This window comes from Shewanella halifaxensis HAW-EB4 (assembly GCF_000019185.1).
GTDB classification, from domain to species: Bacteria; Pseudomonadota; Gammaproteobacteria; order Enterobacterales; family Shewanellaceae; genus Shewanella; species Shewanella halifaxensis.
The window spans coordinates 4,222,532-4,244,346 of sequence record NC_010334.1; the positions used below are offsets into that span (position 1 = coordinate 4,222,532).

At 42.5% G+C, this 21,815-nt stretch carries 16 protein-coding genes and 2 riboswitches; of the genes, 12 read left to right on the top strand and 4 right to left on the bottom strand.

From position 1 onward, the window contains the following. The first annotated feature begins 2 nt into the window (after nucleotides 1-2). The 6 genes from ureC to SHAL_RS23330 all read left to right on the top strand — a co-directional run bounded on the left by ureC (nucleotide 3) and on the right by SHAL_RS23330 (nucleotide 5,593). The gene (ureC, locus tag SHAL_RS17945) at nucleotides 3-1,706 is read left to right on the top strand and encodes an urease subunit alpha (RefSeq protein WP_012278532.1); all 1,704 of its coding nucleotides are present in this window, start codon (nucleotides 3-5) and stop codon (nucleotides 1,704-1,706) included. Between the two features lie 77 nt (nucleotides 1,707-1,783). Further along, the gene (gene ureE / locus SHAL_RS17950) at nucleotides 1,784-2,302 is read left to right on the top strand and encodes an urease accessory protein UreE (RefSeq protein WP_012278533.1); all 519 of its coding nucleotides are present in this window, start codon (nucleotides 1,784-1,786) and stop codon (nucleotides 2,300-2,302) included. Nucleotides 2,303-2,305: 3 nt separating this feature from the next. After that, nucleotides 2,306-2,989 (top strand): urease accessory protein UreF, encoded by a 684-nt coding sequence (locus SHAL_RS17955; protein ID WP_012278534.1) that lies wholly within the window; start codon nucleotides 2,306-2,308, stop codon nucleotides 2,987-2,989. A 115-nt stretch (nucleotides 2,990-3,104) separates the two neighbouring features. Then, entirely contained in the window at nucleotides 3,105-3,728 is a 624-nt protein-coding gene (ureG, locus tag SHAL_RS17960) for an urease accessory protein UreG (protein WP_012278535.1), read from the top strand. A 243-nt stretch (nucleotides 3,729-3,971) separates the two neighbouring features. Beyond that, nucleotides 3,972-5,210 carry a RidA family protein gene (locus SHAL_RS17965; RefSeq protein WP_012278536.1) on the top strand — a complete coding sequence of 413 codons (1,239 nt, stop codon included), beginning with the start codon at nucleotides 3,972-3,974 and terminating at the stop codon, nucleotides 5,208-5,210. Nucleotides 5,211-5,446: 236 nt separating this feature from the next. Next, nucleotides 5,447-5,593: a hypothetical protein gene (locus tag SHAL_RS23330; protein WP_012278537.1), complete on the top strand. Its 147-nt coding sequence runs from the start codon at nucleotides 5,447-5,449 to the stop codon at nucleotides 5,591-5,593. Nucleotides 5,594-5,779: 186 nt separating this feature from the next. Here SHAL_RS23330 and SHAL_RS17970 read toward each other — a convergent pair whose 3' ends face one another. Together SHAL_RS17970 and gfa are read right to left on the bottom strand one after the other, a co-directional pair. Further along, on the bottom strand, nucleotides 5,780-6,520 hold the full coding sequence (locus SHAL_RS17970) for a hypothetical protein (protein ID WP_012278538.1): 741 nt from the start codon (nucleotides 6,518-6,520) through the stop codon (nucleotides 5,780-5,782). Nucleotides 6,521-6,967: 447 nt separating this feature from the next. Then, complete coding sequence (gfa, locus tag SHAL_RS17975; RefSeq protein WP_012278539.1) at nucleotides 6,968-7,567, bottom strand: S-(hydroxymethyl)glutathione synthase; 600 nt, start codon at nucleotides 7,565-7,567, stop codon at nucleotides 6,968-6,970. 545 nt (nucleotides 7,568-8,112) lie between these two features. Between gfa and SHAL_RS17980 the strand changes: the two genes are divergently transcribed. From SHAL_RS17980 to SHAL_RS18000, 5 genes are all read left to right on the top strand, one after another. Further along, nucleotides 8,113-11,394, top strand: a complete 3,282-nt coding sequence (locus SHAL_RS17980) for a mechanosensitive ion channel domain-containing protein (RefSeq protein ID WP_012278540.1) — start codon at nucleotides 8,113-8,115, stop codon at nucleotides 11,392-11,394. A 301-nt stretch (nucleotides 11,395-11,695) separates the two neighbouring features. After that, nucleotides 11,696-11,944 carry an HP1242/YdcH family protein gene (locus SHAL_RS17985; RefSeq protein ID WP_012278541.1) on the top strand — a complete coding sequence of 83 codons (249 nt, stop codon included), beginning with the start codon at nucleotides 11,696-11,698 and terminating at the stop codon, nucleotides 11,942-11,944. A 166-nt stretch (nucleotides 11,945-12,110) separates the two neighbouring features. Next, a riboswitch (purine riboswitch) is annotated at nucleotides 12,111-12,210 on the top strand. Between the two features lie 90 nt (nucleotides 12,211-12,300). Continuing rightward, nucleotides 12,301-13,296, top strand: coding sequence for an adenosine deaminase (add, locus tag SHAL_RS17990; protein ID WP_012278542.1), 996 nt, complete (start codon nucleotides 12,301-12,303; stop codon nucleotides 13,294-13,296). Nucleotides 13,297-13,864: 568 nt separating this feature from the next. Then, nucleotides 13,865-14,206: a TM2 domain-containing protein gene (locus tag SHAL_RS17995; RefSeq protein WP_012278543.1), complete on the top strand. Its 342-nt coding sequence runs from the start codon at nucleotides 13,865-13,867 to the stop codon at nucleotides 14,204-14,206. Between the two features lie 715 nt (nucleotides 14,207-14,921). Beyond that, a riboswitch (cyclic di-GMP riboswitch) is annotated at nucleotides 14,922-15,009 on the top strand. Nucleotides 15,010-15,112: 103 nt separating this feature from the next. Next, a complete protein-coding gene (locus SHAL_RS18000; protein ID WP_012278544.1) occupies nucleotides 15,113-18,523 on the top strand; it encodes a M66 family metalloprotease in 3,411 nt (1,136 codons plus the stop codon). 100 nt (nucleotides 18,524-18,623) lie between these two features. Here the strand turns inward: SHAL_RS18000 and SHAL_RS18005 are convergent, their stop codons facing one another. Then, nucleotides 18,624-19,298 carry an RDD family protein gene (locus SHAL_RS18005; protein WP_012278545.1) on the bottom strand — a complete coding sequence of 225 codons (675 nt, stop codon included), beginning with the start codon at nucleotides 19,296-19,298 and terminating at the stop codon, nucleotides 18,624-18,626. Nucleotides 19,299-19,794: 496 nt separating this feature from the next. Between SHAL_RS18005 and SHAL_RS18010 the strand changes: the two genes are divergently transcribed. Next, complete coding sequence (locus SHAL_RS18010) at nucleotides 19,795-20,628, top strand: leucine-rich repeat domain-containing protein (RefSeq protein ID WP_012278546.1); 834 nt, start codon at nucleotides 19,795-19,797, stop codon at nucleotides 20,626-20,628. Nucleotides 20,629-20,809: 181 nt separating this feature from the next. On the opposite strand, the gene SHAL_RS18015 is transcribed toward SHAL_RS18010, so the two are convergent. Further along, entirely contained in the window at nucleotides 20,810-21,691 is an 882-nt protein-coding gene (locus tag SHAL_RS18015; RefSeq protein WP_012278547.1) for a hypothetical protein, read from the bottom strand. Nucleotides 21,692-21,815: the final 124 nt, after the last annotated feature.

The following is a 21,815-nucleotide window of genomic DNA, read 5'->3' on the forward strand; positions in this document are numbered from 1 at the left end:
GCATGGCTAAGATTTCAAGACAGGCCTATGCCGATATGTTTGGGCCAACCGTTGGCGACCGAGTTCGCTTGGCGGATACCGCGTTAATGTTAGAGGTCGAACAAGATCTCACAACTTATGGTGAAGAAGTAAAGTTTGGGGGCGGTAAGGTGATCCGCGATGGTATGGGTCAAAGCCAAGCGTTAAGCAAAGATTGCGTCGATGCAGTGATCACCAACGCCCTTATTCTCGACCACTGGGGCATAGTCAAAGCCGATATAGGTATCAAGCACGGTCGTATTGTCGGTATTGGTAAAGCTGGAAACCCTGATGTGCAGCCAAACGTAGATATTGTTATTGGCGCAGGCACTGAGGCTATAGCGGGAGAAGGCAAGATTATTACTGCTGGGGCGATTGATACTCATGTGCATTTTATCTGCCCCCAGCAAGTTGAAGAAGCTTTATGCGCAGGAACTACAACCTTCATCGGTGGTGGTACAGGGCCTGTAGCAGGTTCAACCGCAACCACTGTAACGCCTGGCATTTGGAACATGCATCGTATGCTAGAAGCTGCCGATGAACTACCGATCAATGTGGGTTTATTTGGTAAAGGCACCGTCAGCAATCCTGATGCGATTCGTGAGCAAATAGCAAACGGTGCAATGGGTCTAAAAATCCATGAGGATTGGGGTGCAACGCCTGCCGCTATCGATACCTGCATGACGGTGGCCGATGAGATGGACGTACAAGTGGCCATTCACTCAGATACATTAAACGAAGGTGGCTTTTATGAAGCAACCACTAAAGCCATTGGCGATCGTGTTATTCACGTATTCCACACCGAGGGTGCTGGCGGTGGACATGCCCCGGATGTGATTAAGTCTGTGGGTGAGCCTAATATCATCCCAGCGTCAACAAACCCAACGATGCCTTACACCATTAATACCGTTGACGAACATTTAGATATGTTGATGGTCTGCCATCATTTAGACCCCGCTATAGCTGAGGATGTCGCTTTTGCCGAATCGCGTATTCGCCGCGAAACCATCGCCGCCGAAGATATTTTGCATGATTTAGGAGCGATCTCAGTCATGAGTTCTGATTCGCAAGCAATGGGACGAGTTGCCGAAGTGGCGATGCGTACTTGGCAATGCGCTCATAAAATGAAATTACAGCGAGGACCGCTCGAGGGGGATTCTGAGTTATCGGATAATACACGCCTTAAACGTTATGTGGCCAAGTACACCATTAACCCTGCCATCACCCATGGTATTAGTCATGAGGTAGGCTCGATTGAAAAGGGAAAGCTTGCGGATATCGTATTGTGGGATCCGGCGTTCTTTGGAGTAAAACCTGCTTTAGTATTGAAAGGAGGTTTAGCCGTTTATGCACCAATGGGAGATATCAATGGTGCAATCCCGACCCCACAACCTGTGCATTACCGCCCAATGTACGCGGCGACAGGTAAAGCACGAGCAGCAACATCAATGACCTTTTTGCCAAAAGCGGCAATTGAAGCGGGTATTACAGAAAAGCTTAAGCTGACTCACCTTATTGGAGAGGTCAAAGGCTGCCGCAATATTCGCAAAAAAGACATGATCCATAATAGCTATACCCCAGTGATTGAACTCGATTCACAAACTTATGTGGTAAAGGCCGACGGTATGGCCTTGGTATGTGAGCCGTTAGCCGAGCTACCAATGGCACAGCGCTACTTCTTGTTTTAAGTTTGTTTTACTTCCTATTTTAACCCTTACCGAACGAGCCATTAGACGGCCAAGTCGAACTTATTGAAGAGGCAAAAATGATTAAGTTAACCCAGATATTGACCGAAGTACCTTCTGTGGATGCAAAGGTTTGTTTAACTATGGTGCAGCGTACTAAAAGCCGTCTGCGCATCGTCCTTGAAGATGGCCAAGATGCCGGTTTGTTACTCCCTCGAGGACATATTTTGCATCACGGTTCTTTGCTATCGACTGACGATGGTTTTGTTGTTGAAGTCGTTGCCGCAAAAGAGCAAGTTTCTACCGCACGCAGCGACAATCCAACCCTATTTGCTAAAGGGTGTTACCACTTAGGTAATCGCCATGTGCCACTTCAAGTTGAAGCCGGATGGTGTCGTTATCAACATGATTATGTTTTAGATGAGATGCTTATAGGGCTTGGGTTACAAGTAACCGTTGAGAATGAAGCATTTCAACCTGAAGCAGGAGCATACGGTGGTACTACCGGTGGCCATTCACATGGTGATGCCTACGACGATAGTTTAGAAAAAGCCAGTCATGAACATGCACATGGTCACCCTCATAAGCATGAGCACTAATCTATGTACAGTGCACATTGCATGTTACCTGAGCTACGACTCTATCAGCTTATTAGCCCTTCTCTGCCCGTTGGCGGCTTCACCTATTCTCAAGGCTTAGAGTGGGCAATTGACAAGGGCTGGGTAACCACGGCAACAGAATTAGAAAACTGGTTAAAAAGTCAGATGCTAGAGAGCTTAACGTGTCTTGAATTACCAGTTTTAGTGCGTATTCAAGGCTATTTAGCCGCTAACGATTACGCTCAAGCACAAGCTTGGTGTAACTACCTTGCCGCAAGTCGCGAGACCAAAGAGTTGCGGCTGGAGGAGCATCAACGTGGTATTGCTTTTGTGCGCTTACTACCAAAGTTAGGCATAGCGCTAACTTCAGAGTTAACCACCATGGTGAAAACAAGCCAATTAGCAGCTTTTGCCTTAGGGATTAATCAATGGCAGATCCCGTTAGATAAAGCACTAGGGGGATACTTGTGGAGCTGGCTTGAAAACGCAGTGGTGGTTGGGATCAAGTTAGTACCATTAGGGCAAAGTGCTGGACAGCAACTATTAATGTCACTAGCCGAAAACATCCCAGCTGCTGTAGAGAAAGCACTACTCATCACGGATCAAGAGGTTGGCAGCTTTACACCAGCACAAGTCATGGCCAGTTGCCGCCATGAGCACCAATATACTCGGCTATTTCGCTCATAGCTGCTCGGTTTTGAACAAATAAAATTCAGCTTGCGAGCATGTGGGCTGAAACATTTAGACATGTCACTAAAGGCTGTATTTTTACATGCACCTTAATCGTAATTAGGAATAAATAATGACTGAATTAGAGTATAAGCAACCACTGCGGATCGGTGTCGGTGGGCCTGTAGGCTCAGGAAAAACAGCACTGTTAGAGGTGCTATGTAAGGCGCTGCGCAATAAATACCAAATTGCAGTTGTGACTAATGATATTTACACCCAAGAAGACGCCAAGATTTTAACCCGCGCTGAAGCACTAGATGCTGACCGTATTATCGGCGTAGAAACGGGTGGTTGCCCACATACAGCCATTCGTGAAGATGCTTCGATGAACTTGGCTGCCGTAGAAGAGCTGGCAAAACGACATAAGAATTTGGACGTAGTATTTGTTGAAAGTGGTGGCGATAACTTAAGCGCGACCTTTAGTCCTGAGTTAGCCGATCTAACCATTTATGTGATTGACGTCGCTGAAGGTGAGAAAATCCCTCGTAAAGGAGGACCAGGGATCACCCGTTCAGATTTACTCATAATCAATAAAATCGATCTCGCCCCTTATGTTGGCGCATCTCTAGTGGTAATGGATCAAGATACCAAACGGATGCGACCTGAAAAGCCCTACATATTTACCAATATGAAAACCGGTAAGGGCGTACCAGAGATCCTTACCTTTATCGAAACTGCAGGCATGTTGAATATATAAATTCACTGACTAATTAGGTCAAACAGCAAGTCGCTCGGCGTAGCGTACTTTCTTATTAGGGCCCCGCCCGGTTACTGAGTTCTGCTGCAAAGTGAACATCATGATGCTGCTGAACGAATGTAAAAAATAAAGGGAAAAACACCAACATTTATTTAAACATCGGTGATTATTCAATCTGATAATCACCTAGTTCACCGTAAAACGGAAATCTACTTAACAAAATCAAAAAGGAAAAATACCAATATGAGTAATGACATCGTAAAAGTTTCAAGAAATACAGATAACGCACCCCAAAATTCTGTATCTACACAAACTGTCGCCTTTTCTCATTACAACAATATTTCAGCCCAATTACCTCTAGACCCTAAAACGGGAAATATTGTAGTTGGCAATGTAAAAGATCAAACAGAGCAATGCCTAGCCAATATTAAAGCCATTGTGGAAAGTATCGGGCACGTGATGGACGATATGGTTAAAATCAATATCTTCGTTATGAATATTGAAGATATTGATGTAATTGATGAAATCTATGCCAAATTTTTTCCCAACTCCACGCCGACACGCACGGTAGTCGCCGTTGCAGCGCTACCTATGAGCGACGCCTTAGTACAAATGGATGCACTTATTTCAAACGGTGAAGGTACAGCACCACAAGCGCCATGTGCACTGATAAAAGTGTCAAGAAATACGGAAAATGCACCAATAAGTGCGATATCAACACAAACTGTCGCTTTTTCTCATTACAACAATCTTTCAGCTCAATTACCTATCGACCCAATTACGGGTAAATTGGTAAAAGGCGCAATCAAAGAGCAAGCCCAGCAGTGTTTAAATAACATTAAAGCAGTTTTAGAGAGTATCGACCATGTGATGGGCGATGTTGTTAAAACAACAATATTCGTTAAAGATATTGCGGATATAGAAGCAGTAAATGAAATTTGTTCAGCATTTTTCAAAAATGACGTACCTGCACGTACCTATGTTAACGCTGCAGCTTTGCCTATGGGAGCTTTAGTGCAGATAGATACCGTTGTGTCGCACGGCGATGGAACACCACCACAAGCTCCAGAAGATACACGTCACATCGTTATAGAAGCCAGCAATACCGAAAATGCACCACAAGCATCATACTCACACACAGTCGCTTTTTCACATTACAACCATATTTCAGGTCAATTACCTGTAGTTCCAACAAATGGTGAAATAGTAGCCGGTGGTGTAAAAGAGCAGACTGAGCAATGCCTGAACAATATCAAGGCTATTGTAGAAAGTGTTGATCACGTGATGGACGATATCGTTAAAATCAATATCCAAGTAAAACACATTGTCGATATTGATGCTGTAAACCAAGTTTATTCGACATTCTTTAACTGCGATCTTCCTGCAAGAACTGTCGTTGGTGTATCTGCTATCCCTATGGATGCTTTAATACAAATTGACGCTGTTGTTTCTAACTGTGAAGGCACACCGCCGCAAGCATAATAAGCACTTATTGAGCGAGTCATCGTTCGATACATCGATACATCCATAAAGCCCTATTTCTCTAACTATGTTGAAGTAGCTTTGAATTGGGGCTTTATTCCCTCTCTAAACATAAGAAGCAAGCAATTGATTACTCGTATTAAAACATACACCAGCTAGTCAGACTCGCTTACTCGAAACATACCTAAAACGATGCGATATGTTCTACTGCCAGACCTTAAATCACGCGACTTTAGATGAGCGATATTAGTCGCGATCAAGTAGAAGATTATGCTGAGCGTAAAAGGATGAGTATTAAGGAAATTGAGCGTTGCTTAGCACCTATGCATGATTATGCTCATAACTATGAACATGGCTATGAACATGGCTATGACCCTGAATAAAGAGTGATCCAAAAGGGTCAGCCTTGAGCGGGAGGGCAAACTTGTTTGCTCGGTGGCCATAGGCCTAAAGTAAAGGGTCAGCCCAGAACGGGAGGACAAACTTGTTTGCTCGGTGGCCACAGGCCTAAAATAAAGAGCTTGGTGACCCAAGCTCTAAAATCAGAAGCTCTAAAGCAAAGAGTCAAACTATGAAATGTTACTCATACAAGGCTTGATAATCGTGGAGGCTTTATCATTGATTAATGATAAAGCCTCATACTGATTAATATTCATCGCCACTTGACTCAACAAGCCTTCGGCTCCTTTGGCTGCTTCACTCTCATAAATCAAAGGCACCATAGTTAAATTATGCGACTTCGCCTGGGCATCAATAAACTGTAACTGAGCCCAGAATAGATTTGAGATAAGATGAAACAAGCAACTCCCCACACCTAAGTGACGCCACTTTGGTACCACATAGGCGTACAGCAAATAACAACAGCCACCAATTTGCCGATCATGACAGGTATTATCATCTGAATACCAAGAGTCGAGTAAGCCAACATTAAAAGTCACAAAAGCCACTGGCGTTCGCTTTTCCTCTTCAGCGAAAGCGACCAAGCGATAGTGTCTTTTATGTCGACTCTCCGATAGGTGGCTTACCGGGCTTAGAGTGTTGAAAACTTGCTCGATGGCAGCATTATCATCTGCACTCTTGCTACAGAAGTATTGCTGTAACGCGGTGGTGTTTTCAGGCTGTGAATCATCATAAATGCTGACGCAAGGTATAACGGATGACTCATCTAGCTCGATGGCGGAAGGTGCCCGCAGGCGCAGATCTTTTTCAGCTAATGTTTGAATAAAGCCATCTTGTAGTTGGAAGTGGCTAAAATCATCAAGCAGGTGAAGTAAGGGAAAGAGCTCCGCCTTACTTTTATGAAGTGCCATATACCGCTCCACTCAATAAACCCGTTCTCTATATATCATCGGCATAACTAATATAGACATCAGGTTCAAATATAGACAACATTGTGCATTAACTATAGGTGCTAGTTATTTACCTGTAAAATTCCTTAACACCTGATTAGCTGTGGGCTCTAGCCTCAAATCACGTCAAGCCATTGTATATAAAGACAAGTAGTATTTTACGATGGATTGCCGTATCAACTTGGTAGCACGCTCCCTCGAATGAAATAAAATGATTCCAATCGAATGCACTTGCTCACATTGAGTTACCACCTGCCTATGCCTATTTAATTTCATCACAAAGAGGTCAATTTTTTACGAAGCAAAGTGGGCGAACAATCATCTGTCCAACAAAAAGCCCCAATCATGAGAATTATTATGATTGGGGCTTTTTTAATCTAGAGTCTACGAATAACTATTGATTGCTAATTAAGCTTTTTTAGCAACATGTGCTGCAATCGCATCCATTAGATCTGGTGATAAGCAATCATATGGCTCTAACCCTAGCTCCAATAAACGCTCACGGATCGCAGGCATATTTTCAGGGTTGGTGCCTGTTTCAATAATTGATGACACAAATGCAGCAAATTCTGCTGGTGCCCAGCCTGATTGCTTGCTTAGCTCTGTATGGACAAAGTCTAAACCAAAAAATGGATGGGCCTCATTATGAATACGGCCATACATATGTACGCCACAATCTTTACAGGCATAACGATTAATGGCTGCTTCAGCATCAACCACGACTAATTTGCTTTCGTTTGCAGTTATCTTAACGTTATCACGTCCAATCACTGCAACTTGAGAGAATGAAGCACCTTTAGGCTTCCAGCACTTTGAGCAGCCGCATACATGGTTATGTGCTGTTTGACCGCTTAGCCTTACAGTAACAGGCTTGCTCTTACAGTGACACGTTAACGAACCACCACTAAAACCGGACAATATAGGGAAAATATTATTATCAACAGATGGGTGAATTAATACCTTGGTACTATTTTTTCTCAGAAAAAGTTTTAATATTTTAGAAATCATAATCAATACAAACAGAATAATTAACAACTGAAATCGTTGAGCTATTAGTCTCAAAATTTTAATTGAGAGACTCCAATTATTACTTAATGAGTTAGCTACTCATTAAGCATGATTATCGTCAACGGGCTTGGAATGGGGTGCAAGTATATGCAGATGCAAAGAAATGATAAGACGGCTTTAAGGTAAAAGATTATTACCAAACTGCAAAAATTACACTAATTTGGCACTGATTCCATCTGGTATTTTTCAAGATAGTTATCACCGGTCTTTACTATTTTCATTGTGATAATCCCGCAATTTATCAGCAAAGGCATATCAACACTGCCTTTTACGCCTTCGTTTTTCAGCGGTGACTATTAGCAAATAAGTGAGAGCCGACTCTGACGGCTGCCGACGAATTTAATAGCATGCTTGTGGAGCTCTGACTCAATCTAGCTGTGAGCAGCACAATGGAGGTATCTCGACTAAATCTTACAATGGAACCAGCATGTTTTGACGAGGCGTATACACTTAACCTGTGGAACTCCTACAAAGGTGGCAGGGAAGTGAGTCGAAAAACCAAATTGAATAAAAAAGGTCGGCTATGGTGGCTTTACCCATTCTTGTTGGTGATGCTTTTTTCCTTACCGTCAAACGGTCAAACCTTACCTGACGTCAATTTTTTAAAGAGTGAAATCGCTCGTCTTAATAGTGAATCCCCAAAAAATGAAGCCTTAATTAGTCAATATGAGACCCTACTTTCTCGAGTTAATGGCTACAAAAAGCAGAAAGCCACCCGAGATGAATATCGAAACATTATCAGCCAGTTCCCTGTGCAGCGAGAGCGTTTACTTAAAAAAATAAACGACGTGGAGCAGCTAGATATCTTTAATGTTCTCCATAAGACTAAGTACAACGACCTTTCACAATCTATCGCGACACTACAGGCGGCGGTTACAGAATGGCGCTCAACCTCTCAATCCAATAGCGATAAAAACAAGCAACTGATTAATGCAAGTACGACATTACCGCAGTCACTGGCGCAAATCGATCGAGAAATAGAGAAAGCCTCAATCATTAAAAGTGATACCGACGGTCAGTTAGATCAGTGGCTCGAATCAAGCAACTTAACCACGCTCAAGCTTCAGCGACAAGTTACCTCCGCTCAATTACAGAGTTTAGACGAACGCACTGAATTATTAGGTTTAGAGCAACAATTGTTGAATAAAAAAATTCAAACAGCCTCACCAATACTGATTGAATTACAAGATAAATTGACACGTGTTGAGCAAGCTTCAGTTAAAACACTGATCGAACAAGCAAGGAAGATTAGTGAGGATTCGGCGCTAAAGGGAGCTGAAAATCAACAGCAGATAGAACAACTCAAAGCTTACACTGTTGAGTTAGAACAAGTACTGGCAGAGATCGATCAAGCTCGTATCTCCTATCAGAAAGTTGAAGCTGAGCAGCGAAGTTTGATGGATGAACAGCGATTAATAAAAAATAACTTGGCGTGGTTACGTAATAGTACCGCTTTTGGCGCTTCAATTCGGGCACAACTACAACGTTTACCAGCTAAAGTGGATACTCAATATATCCCAGATATCATTGCCAAAGCCCATATTCGAAAATATGAGATCGGGCAAGAAACAAATAAATTCGCACTGCAAGCTACGGCGACCGGAGAGCCTGCGAGCGATAAAGCGCCAGACAAGGTAACCACGTTATTGAATGAGTTATTAGTTCAATTAGCAAAGGATTATGAAAAACTCATTTCGGCATTAAGTCAGTTAAAGTTAGCCAAAGACCAATACGCTCAAGCAGTGGAGAAGGCACGAACTTTCTTAAAACAGCAACAATTATGGACACGCAGTAACGTACCTATTTGGCAGCACCTAACAGATTTTAATGCAGAGATCTGGTTTGGATCGAAAACACCATTTAAAGAGATGCTCGATAAGAGTACACAAAAACAGTCAGTATCGTTTTTAGCTCTGTTCGCCCTTTACACCAGTCTGCTGGTTTATATGATGATTCGACTCAATCGATATGCAGCACGGCGTAAAGATGAGCTGCAAAAGGTGTTTGGCCACCCACTTAAAGACCGTTTTCACTTTACCGTTTCGTTGTTCTCATTAGCGATTTTATGCGCGCTTATCTTACCTATTTGGTATGCAATAACTGCTTGGGGAATATATTGGTTTTGGCCAGTCTCTACCTCCAATGAGGTCACCACACTCATTTTTGCCAGTGCATCAGCTTTATTTGTCGTCGAGTTAATCCATGCCCTGAGCTATAAGCAAGGCGTATTGCCTTTACACCTAAATTGGCCAGATCAAATTTGTAGTTACTTACATAAAGGAAGTCATCAAGTTCGCTGGCCGTTTGTCATTTTGCTACTGTGTATTTTTATGGCAGAACTGATTTCTGGCACCAATGAAGCGGAAATTTCGCGGGTGTTGTTTCTATTACTAATGGCGGCGATGATGACTGTGTTTATTTCGCTGTTAAAGAGAAATAATCTACCTTCCACGTTACCTTCGCCTCTCAATCAAGGCCTCTCTTTGTATCTGCTTCGCTTGGTCATTATCGGTTCGTTTATCGTCATCATCACGATGGCCGTGATGGGACTCTATATCGCATCATGGGTTTTACTTATCTACCAACAGCTAACGCTTTACGTGGTGTTAGCTGTTTTGCTTACCTACCAAATGGGTGAGCGATGGTTAAAACTAGAGCATAGGCAACTCAACTATCAACGCCTGTTAGCACATCGCGAAGAGTTGATCGCTCAGCAGCAGGAGCAAGCGGATGAATTACCCGAAATTACCGAGCTGAGAGAAACCATTCCTGATGTGGAAGAGCGCAGTTTAGCGAGTGAGCAGATAAGTGAACAGTCGCTAACTCTATTGCGCGGTTTGTCATTAATTGGCTTAGTCGTTGCGGTGTTAACTCTATGGTCAAGCGCATTGGAGATGACCAGCTGGTTAAACAATATTGTGGTATGGCAGGTTAATGAAGTGACTGAAACCGGCGTGAAGCTAGTAGATGTGACTCTGCAATCATTGCTTTATGCAATGGTCACATTAATCGTGACTCTTGTCGGAGTGCGTAACTTACCGGGAATCTTAGAACTGCTGATCCTGCGTCGTCTTGAGTTGGCACCAGGCACGGGGTATGCGGTGACAACCCTGCTACGCTATATGATCTTAATGGGTGGCTTAATGGGGGTATTTTCGATACTGGGCTTTCAGTGGTCTAAGTTGCAATGGTTGGTTGCCGCGTTCGGTGTAGGCTTGGGGTTTGGATTACAAGAAATTTTCGCCAACTTTATTTCTGGTTTAATCCTCCTATTTGAACGGCCTATACGAATTGGCGATATTGTCACGATTAATGATTTATCGGGAACCGTCAGTAAAATTCAGACCCGTGCAACCACCATTATTGATTGGGATAACAAAGAAATAGTGGTGCCGAATAAAACCTTTATTACAGAGAAGCTGATTAACTGGTCATTGACGAGTCCCATGACCAGAATCGTAATACCTATTGGAGTGGCCTACGGCTCTGATATCGATCGAGTAGAGACCTTGCTGTATCAAATTGCCGATGAGCACCCATTGGTGCTACCGGATCCCCAACCTTCAGTGGTGTTCCTATCGTTTGGTGCAAGCAGTCTGGATTTTGAATTAAGAGTGCATATCACCGCGATTGAGCTGCGCCTATCAACGGTTCATATCATCAACAAGAACATTGATCGCTTGTTCCGAGAACACGACATTGAAATTGCCTTCCCGCAAATGGATTTACATGTTCGTGATTGGCCACCAAAACCAACAGACTCATGAGTTTCTATTTTGAGTCAACACTTTATACACTCAAAAGTGAGGTGGCTTATCTATTTTAATCCGCCTTTATGATTGATGCCTATCTCTCTGCTATTGCTGTTTTAACTGTGGGATGTATGACTTTGGCATCAAAGAGTAAGAGTGATGTTCGTTCATTATTTTACCATTTACTATCGCTAAAACCATCAAAGCTCTCCCTTTACTAAAGTTCATAGTGCTATAGTGGAAGCAGTTCCAAAATAAATTGTTTCTGTTCACCATTTCAGTTCAGTAATTCAGTTCAGTATTTCAAGGAGCATCTATGTTAAATGAGAATCATGCGCTTATTTTCGACTTCCCTGAGTTTAAACAAGACATTGTTTATTTGAATTATACCGATGAAGAGTTCGACAAATTATCCAAGCAGTACCACCTCCTCGATTATGATATTCGTCAGTTAGAAATTGCCGGTAGCCCAACCGATGATGAACATATGCATCAGCTAAAACTGACCCGCGCTAACTTAAAAGATACCTTATTTCAAAAACTCAAAGCCCATCACGATGAATAAATTTTTGGTCTATTAACAGAGAGCCAAAAGGATGAATCCTTAACTCCCTTTTGGCTTATAGCTTGAACCTATCAGTCCCCTAGCCCACTCAATGACGCTTTTTTGATGAAAATACACTCTGGTCTTATTTCTTACGGATCTCTTCCGTAAATGACTAAATGAGTGCTAAAATTAGCGGTTAACGCTTCGTATAATCTCAATGATATGGTTTGAGAGTTTCTACCAAGAGCCCTAAACTCTTGATTATGAAGACTTTACTTTATGAATACTAACCTAGTAATTGTTCACTATTGCTGTGCGATGGTTTGAGCGCTTACTTGCTAGATTGGTTTAATCACTCAATAAAGGAGAGCTTCATGAATTATCTACAGCTACCCAAAATCGATCTTCACTGCCACCTAGACGGTAGCGTTCGCCCGCAAACTGTTATCGACCTTGCCAAAATTCAAGGCATTGACATTCCTAGCGATAACGTTGACGACATCAAATCCCTGATGGTGGCGCCAGAATCTTGCCCTAACCTTGATGAATATCTGACTCGCTTTGCACTGCCTGTATCGGTTATGCAAACAGAGGCAGCGCTTGAACGTGTATCGTTCGAGCTATTTGAAGATGCCGCTAAAGAGAACGTGAAGTACCTAGAGGTACGTTTTGGGCCACAGCTTCATCGCAAGCAAGGGCTTAACTTCGAGCAAATTATTGGCAGTGTCGTCAAAGGTATGCACAGGGCTGAAGCCCTCTATGATATTAAGGGTAACTACATCCTTTCTATCATTAAGGTACTACCAAAAGATGATATCAATGAGGTTATCGATGCCGGCGCTACATTCCTTAACAAAGGCGTGGTGGCGTTTGACTTAGCGGCAAGTGAAGAGCCAGGTTTTTGCCACGAGTATATTCCTTACGCCAAGTATGCCCTCGATAAAGGCTACCGGATCACCATTCATGCGGGTGAACAAGGCGTCGGTCAGAACGTCTATGATGCAATCTCGCTTCTGGGTGCCGAACGGATCGGCCATGGTATTCATATCAATAACCATAAAGATGCTTATGAGTTAGTACGAGCTGAGGCGGTAGCACTCGAAGCCTGCCCTAGCAGTAACGTACAAACCAAAGCGGTTGAAAACATAGAGAGCCACCCATTTGGTGACTTCTACCGTGATGGTCTACTGGTCACCATTAACACCGATAACCGTACTGTGTCTGATACCACAATGACCAAAGAGCTACAGCTAGCGGCGGAGAAGTTTAACTTAAGCGAACAAGACTACTTTCAGATCTATAAGATAAGTGTTGAAAATGCGTTTGCGTCTGACGAAGTAAAACAGTCTCTATTGAAATTTATTGCCTAAAACCTAAGGCTACTGATTTAAAGTTAGCACTTTAAGACTACTGCTTTAAGATTAGCGCTTTAGCTAAAATAATGAGCCAAACGGTATTACAGAAAAGGCTATTAACTGATGTTAATAGCCTTTTATTATGGGCTTTTGACAATAGCCTCCCAGCACTTAGATAAGCTAACGATTAAAAGATATCGTAGCTCACGGCTCTAAAGCTTGTGGGCGAATGAGTATAGATTTTAATTTCATCTATAACGCCATTAGTATCGTTATCATTGTAACTGACTAATCGATTACCAAAGACATATACTCTTCAGTGGAATTGCTAGCTATAACACCATCTCCATATAGATAGAACCAGCACAGCCCAAACTCAGACTAATTTGAGCTGAATCGAAACTTAAAATTGTTCTCGTAACTTTTAAGCTCCCCCCTTTTCTCCTCTACGCAAAACTCAACAAGACCAAAATTAACGCTTTTATTTTAATTTTGTGAACTAGGTACCTATGTTTCGGCGCACACTTGTACGCATAATGAGGTATTAGCCAGATATCAGCCGTATTGACTATTGGAGTTTGCAATGCAGAACATAGATTGCCCACAGTGCAACCATAAAATCGACCTTAATTCAATCTCTTGCCCCCAATGTTATGCAGCACAAGGGCTAGAATCCTTGGCTGGAGTCGATCCTGATATGCGCATCAAAAATCAGAAGCTTGCCATCTGGTTTAGCTTCCTACTAGGTGGGTTGGGGCTACATAAGTTCTATTTAGGTCAGCACCTAAAGGGTAGCTTATACTTAGCATTTAGCTGGACACTGGTGCCTATGGTCGTTGGCTGGGTCGATGCGGTCCGCACCCTGAAGATGACACCCTTTAATTTTGAGCAGCGTTACTGCAAAAGAGTGTCACAGGGGATTTAAACCGTTTTTTAAGTGAGCACCTGCTAAAACGCCCTCACCGTTTTTAAAGATTTAGGAAAAGACAGCTTAGGCTGTCTTTTTTATTGGGCGGAGTTGGATTTAAGATTAAAAAGCTTACTCTGTCTCACTATTTAAAAACAATTATAAGCCCATAACTACGCAAGCTATTTAGTAATATTAATCAGTATAAAGACTTGACCGCTCAGCGAGCGTTTAGCACTTTTGAGGCAAGGTCATTAATTGATCCTAGGTATCAGCTGCTGCGTTACTCATCCTCCTATATCCATATAGTCGTGCACTTCTACTTTGAACAAGGGGCATTCGCAGCATCTGATCACCATGGTGTTAAGCTGTCCATCCCCTTTAAGGTCATTTTCTATATCCCTATGGGTCAGTGAAAAGAAATGTCTTATGAATATCGGGAACATACAGGTCGCAGCGAGTGAATAGCATCGTTATTCATCGGATGCTAAAAGACTCTGAGTAGATCACTTTATTATACTGATTGGTCCCCCTCCTCTCTCCTAATTTTCGCCCAACTATAGAGGCGTAACGTACCAAGATATAATCTTTATATTCACGCAAGCTAAGGCTCTGCCCATCTTATCGCAAACAAATCGACCACAAACAAAGCAAGTAACCAACAATTTCAAGATAAAGATTGCACTACAAAGCCGTTACCAATACATTCGCGCAACAGTAATTCACAATTGTTACAGCGAAAAGGCAAACCAGTTGAAAGACTGGGACGCAAAACCACCGGTCTAAGGGTCAATTGTACCTATGATAGCGGGGATGCCATTGGTATCTTGCTACTCAAACAGCTCTCTGTAGTTGTTGATGAGCGACAGGTCATGTTTACGCGTTTTGCCTTATTGATTTATCTACTTCAATAAGGATTTTTTAATGCTACAAAATAAAGTTCGTTCTCTAGCACTGCTTGTTACCAGCGCGCTGCTGCCGTTGTCGGCACAAGCACAAATCAATATGCAGCAATCCGCTGAGCAAACCTTCAGTATTATCACAAGTATGAAACAGCGCGGCATGAGTGGCGATGGGGTGATTGAAGAAAACAATAAACGTTATATTGTTTATAATAATCATCGTTTTGAACTACACGAAAATAATTACCCTAAGTTTCCACTTCCTTATGGTGGTGCTGAGGCATTGGCCCCATATTACGATACCTTCCCTTTCCTTGATGAGAAATGGGACATCGTTATGAATAACGACCATGGCTTTTACTTTATCCATGATGAATTCGGCAGCATGAGCAGCTCAACCGACGGCTGCTTTATTGAGTATAATCCAAATCAAATGTTCTCAACGGAACAAGTCATGCGCTTTGAGAACAAAGAGTGCATAAGTGCACCGACTATATCTAATGTTGAACTTTCAGGGGTGTTTGATCTCGGTGCAACGCTTACTTGGCAGGGCCATGTTGCAGGCAATAATTATAAAATCAGTTTGACGCAAACAAATAGCAAAATGGCTCCACAGCTGTTTACTGCAAATGAACCTGAGTTCTTCTTCAGCCAACTTATGCCTGAAACCCAATACCAAGTTCAAATTCAGGCCTGTAACACAACAGCTTGTATTGAGCTTGAGGCATTTAACTTCATCACGGAAAAAGAAAAAGTGGGCTTTCATGATGGAACTCGCAACTTAAACCACCTTGAGGGTAATATTGCTGCACATGTTTCATTTATGCAGAGTCACAGTATTACGGCACCGTTTGGCAATGAGGATTTGGGTGCCCCAGATATCGTTATTGGCCGGGAAGCGATGTTGTTGGTGAGCCCACAACAAGATGACATAAACCAAATGTGGGTTGAGATTTATCAAGATGGCGAATTGGTTACCCGTCAAATAATGCTGCCTCCAGCTAACCAACCGAAAACCGATCAATATGCAGTTGAGGGGCGTCCAACGGTAATATTTGGCCACAATTTGTGGAGCTTACCGTTAAAATGGAATTGGATAAAACCCGGCTTATCACTGCAGTTTGTTGATAACCATGGTCGACACTCTGAGCTGTCTCAACAAAATATTGAGTTTGGTGGTGCACCAGAGCTAATCATCCAAAATATCGATATGGGTATGTTAACCCAGCCTCGTGGTCGCAACACTATGGCCAATAACACAGCTGAACATGCCGCGGATTATTTCCAAAAAATTCCAGTGTCTAAATTAATCGTCGGCCAATACGCCTCAGCATATTTTGAAAAAGTCACCATGCCAAATGGTAAAGTTTATACCGAGCGCAGCGAGACTGATGGTGGCTGGCACGGCGGCGATATGCGTGAGGCCATAGGTAAAGCGCTTATTTCAACAGGTATTAACAATGCCAACGTAGGCATAACTGCCACAGCTGGCAGTTCACAGGCTTATAATCGTCACTTCAATCACATTACCGCTCATACCAATGTGGGGGTTTATATCGATGCCGAAACAGGGCAAACGGAAACGGTTGTACACGGTGGCAGTGGCGGTGGTGGGATTGTTACCCTCGAATCAACTACAGGTAACGAATGGTCCCATGAACTAGGACATAACTACGGCCTAGGGCACTATCCAAGTATGGCCTCTGTGCATGATATGCAAAGCGGCTGGGGTTGGGATGCTGTATTTAAACGCTTTATCGGCAATATCAATTGGCGTGGGTCTGCTAAAGAGTTAAATCTTGGCGGCGAGATCTCCCCTCCTTATCTGGACATATTTAGCTTCCTGCGTGATGCCCAAGCTGGCGGTGAGAATCAAAAAATGGGGTTAGTGAGTAACTATACCTATGAGCACCCAATGCAAGCTAGGCGCACCCAAGCATGGCTTAATAATGGTTACAACCAAACTCCAGATGGCACAAGCTATTACGTAAAGTGGGATCAAGAGCAGCAAAGCTACCTCAATGTAGAGTCTGATGCACTTGCTGCGCAGCAAACGGGTATAAAAGTTACCACTCTAGTGGGAATTTACGATCCGATGCGACTCAATCCGAGTCAGATCTATCCAGTGCTCTACGGCAACTATGGCAATACCTTCCAATTACCTAACGCTACAGAATACACGCCTATCGACTCAGGGCAGACATTAACGGGTGGATGGCATCATTATCAAAGTTTAACTGAAGAACAATTAGCATTAACTACATGGAAAACCCTTGCTGATAATGGCAATTACAAACGCTTATGCCAGTTTAGCTTTACTACAACTACAGGTGATAATGTCAACTTGGTAGGTCATGTTGATAGCACTAACAACAACTGCCGAACCAGTGATGATATGCACTGGAGCATTAATGGCCAGTCACAACAGATGGTATCGGCTACAGGTGACTATTCACTGTTGTACCCACTAGGTAGAGGCCAGATTGTTTACACCCCGACACCAGAGATTGGCGAAGTTAATCTTTGTCTATTAACTGATATCAACAATCCTAGTCATAATGGCGCAGGCTTTGTACAAGGTGATAAATGTTCACAAATCCCAGGGATTAAGCACAGTAATAATCGTGATTGGACCTACACGATTTGGCGTAATCCAACCGAGCAAGTACAATACAGTCACAACAATGTGTGCCGCCTCGAGGTATTAGATAAGCAAGGACAATTTGTTTCTTATGACTTACCGGGCCAGCGTTTAAATAGCAGCGAAAGCAACAAATTCCATATTAATCTACCCCTGCAGGAATTAGCTCAGGTAACCCTGTATTGTGAAGATAATGAGGGCGTACATCAGCTGGATCAATTAACACCATCACTAGACACTGGATTAGAATCACTGCCTGAAGCCGTTATTTTAGGGCAAGAGTATGGTTATGATGTATTAAATACAGGGATGGGTAATGGTTGGTTTGATCACAGCGCACAGATGAACTACAACACCTTAACTAAGCGTGATCTAAACAACCTAGCAACCATGCAAGTCAATAATCTTAGGTTGCCAGTTTGTCGTTTCGAACTTGATATTGATGGCACCACACAAACAGTGCATGGTTTTGTTGAACAGTTAGTTACTAATGATTACCGTTGTACCGGCGGCGACGAGATCACCGTGGTGCAAAATGGTAGTGAGAACCGCGTTGAGTCTAAACTAAACCAGTTCCAGTGGTTATCAATGTGGAACCCGCAACATACTGGCGAGCAGATTAAGGCTAAAACTGGCAGCGAGCAAAATCTTTGCAGTATCACTCGCTCAGGGTTCTACGGTGCGGGCTTTATTAATGACGGCGGGCAATGTGTGCAGGCATCAGGTATAAAGTGGTCAAATGGCTACAACTGGGTATTCTCAAGTGGTCACGCCCAATACACCTATAAGTAAAGAGTTAAGCTTTCGCATTAAAGTGAGCTAAATATATAACCCTTATAATCAAAAGCCAGTTGCTACAGCAACTGGCTTCAAATTTTGAGTGTGTTCTTTATTACTGCATTCTGACTACAACTGTTTTACCTATATAGTCGTGAAGTGCACGGCGTTTTTCGTTAGATAACATGGTAATAAACTCTGAAATATCCCAAATAAATGCCAATACGCCGAATGCAATCACGGTGTTAATGAGTGAATCTGAAATATTGCCATTTAGCCCAACGGTCACTCCGATATATAACAGTAAGCCTAACCAGAATGCATTAATGGCGAAATTAACCGACTCTCTGCGGAGCGCTTGTTTAAGCCCAATTCTAGTCTCGTCATCATGATTCAAGACCTTAACCTTTAAGCACATTTTTCCAATTGTCTGGCCGAAGAAACCGTGCATTAGGATGATGTAGAAACAAAGCTGCATGCCATGAATGGCTTGTTGAAAATGGTTCTGCTGATCGTATTCAACACCAAATAGATAGCATTGACCGATAAGTAACGCACTGAACAAGATCCCGTCGAGCATAGCCGCCCAGAAACGCGGCCAAAAAGTCGAGTATTTACTAACTTGATCACGACGCTCACATTCCTGTTTATCCTCTTTTAGATAACGAGGATCATTGATGAGCCTTATAATCTCTGCATAACGTTCTGGGTACTGCTTTTTATTTATATGCTGCTCTACATCAAGTAGCTCATCATAACTATACGAAGCATAGTCGGGGATTTTATCCATAAAATCGTACTCTTCCTTTGAGGCATTACATCAGCTTTGATAAAAAACACAGAAATTGAATGGTAATGGCTAGACTTAGAATTGCCTTTTAAACATTACCAACTGTCTGTTGTTTATAAGCTTAATTAGGAGCGATAAGCATTTTACTGCGTTGCAATATGAGATGAGGTTCAATATATAAGCAGAGCGCTTATCTATTAACTTGGTTTTGAGCGGCTTCATCTTCCTGATGCAAATTTTGACTACCTAAAAACTTCGGTAGCATCTTCCTTTTTAAGCTTATTGGCTTTTTATTTAGCCAGTTAGCGTAGCCCTTTTATCTATATAGTGTCTAGCTAAAATTGTAGCTTTATATAATCTTAACTTGCATTATTAGTTTCAGTAATCGGTGACCTGTGTCGCTGTACCCTATTGTTCACAAAGGTAATATTTAAATCTCGCGTTACAGATTTTTATTACGACTCCCCAATTTTTCAACAAAGGATTAGACTTAAAAATGGATTACAAACAACCGCTAGCCATGACTCTTCTCGCTCTGGCTGTTAGTAGCAGTTGCTTCGCAGCAGACTATCAAAATGTTAACGATATTCCGTTCCAAGATAGTAACTTTAAAAGCTGCGTATTAGCGCAAAAGCTGCAAGATCCCGCAGCTATTACCAAGCTTGTCTGCCGTCAAGCTAAGGTGAATAACGCCGATGAACTAAACCACTTTCCGGCACTTGAAGTACTTTGGTTATCGGGCCCACAATTGACTCAGGTCGACTTGAGCAACAACCCTAAGCTTAGCGAGCTTTCAATCACTAAGTCTAAGCTGAGCCAACTCGATGTGAGTAAAAATACTCAGTTAAAAGAGTTCAATATTAGCTTCAACCAAATCGCTAATATCGATCTTAGCCATAACCCAAAGCTGACTGATATCAGTGTGGTTGGCAATCAACTGACTCAGTTGAATCTTAGCCAAAATCCTGAGCTTACATATCTTTGGGCAAAGGAGAACCGACTCACCTCAATGGACTTTAGCCACAACCCAGCATTAATCCAAGTGGGCTTAACGAGCAACCAACTCACCGAAGTTAATGTCAGCAAAAACAGTGTGCTCAACAGTTTAGCCCTGATGTATAACCCGTTAACACAGCTGGATGTAAGTCATAATCCAAAGTTGACTAAGTTACATCTGACAGACAATAGACTCACCACTATCGATGTTAGCCACAATCCAAAACTGAGAGCTCTTTGGGCAACGGGGAATCCACTAACTGAGCTAGATATCAGTAATAACCCATCTTTAAGTGACTATGAAGCCGATGAAGGCGTTAAGGTTAGCGAATAACTATCGACGCTCAACCTCTTGATTTAAGGAGTCTTGATTAAGGCCTCTTGATAGAGAAGTGTTGATATCAAAACCTAGATGTATGGACATTGATATATAGAGATTGATATAAAAAGTCCGGCACTTGCACCAAGTGTCGAACTTTTTCTTACAACCTCATAAGCACCTGATACAGAAAAGACTAACGCTTAAAAGAAAGCCCCCACATCAACAGTTTGCTGCCATCGGTATAATCATCGGTTGCCGTCGCTGAAATACGAATGCGCTCCGCATAAACCGTACGCGGTAAACTAAACTCCTGCCTTTGATAAGTTGGCGCATAAATCGGCGCAAACTCGAAGTTCTCTACAGTTTGCCAATCACCATCTTTCCATATATCGAAGCTAAATGTGCGCAGCCTTGTACCTTCACCATTGTTAAACGAACCTAAACGGAAAGTTTTCATCGGCATAGGCTTTTTATAATCGATATAAAAAGAGAGAGGCAAGTTGCCATCACGCACATCAGCCTGCAAAAACAAGCCGTTGCTGGTATCGAAGTACTCGTCATTGATAAAGTGAGGTTCAAGATTATCTGAGTCAATCAAGAAGCTTGAATTCAGGCTGTTATGAGTGTTGTTGCCTCCCAGTTGAAACACCTCATCGGCATAATAGGCAATGATATTTTCAAACTGAGGCACCTCTTTAGTCAGCAAATCGGTATACAAGGAGAAATCACCTTTCTCACCATTTGCACCAAACCACACACCTTCCCAATACTTGCCATTGACGTTACCAAAATACCAGTTACGTGTTTCACCATTGTGGATCTCAAACTGGAATCTTGGTTTTTCACCCGAGCCAATATACTGGCTATTAGTGTTCTCAACGTTTCCAGAAATCAATGCTCCAGCCTCCGTTTTTCCGATGACGGTATTTCCAGACAGGTCGATATTCAGCTTAAGCTGTTTTTGGAAATCGGTTACACCATCCAACACCTCGTCATAGTGCAGGTAAACCGCTTCAGTGGATGAATAGACAAAAGGTGAGATAACGCACAATGTAGAGAGTAAAAATTTTTTCATAATATATGGCCTTAGCTGATAGCAGTATATGTGCTAACTATTACTTTAGTTATTGGTTTAATTGTTTTTTTGTACAACTCATGTCTCTGCAGTAAACAGAACCCGACCTTATTTAAGACGACTA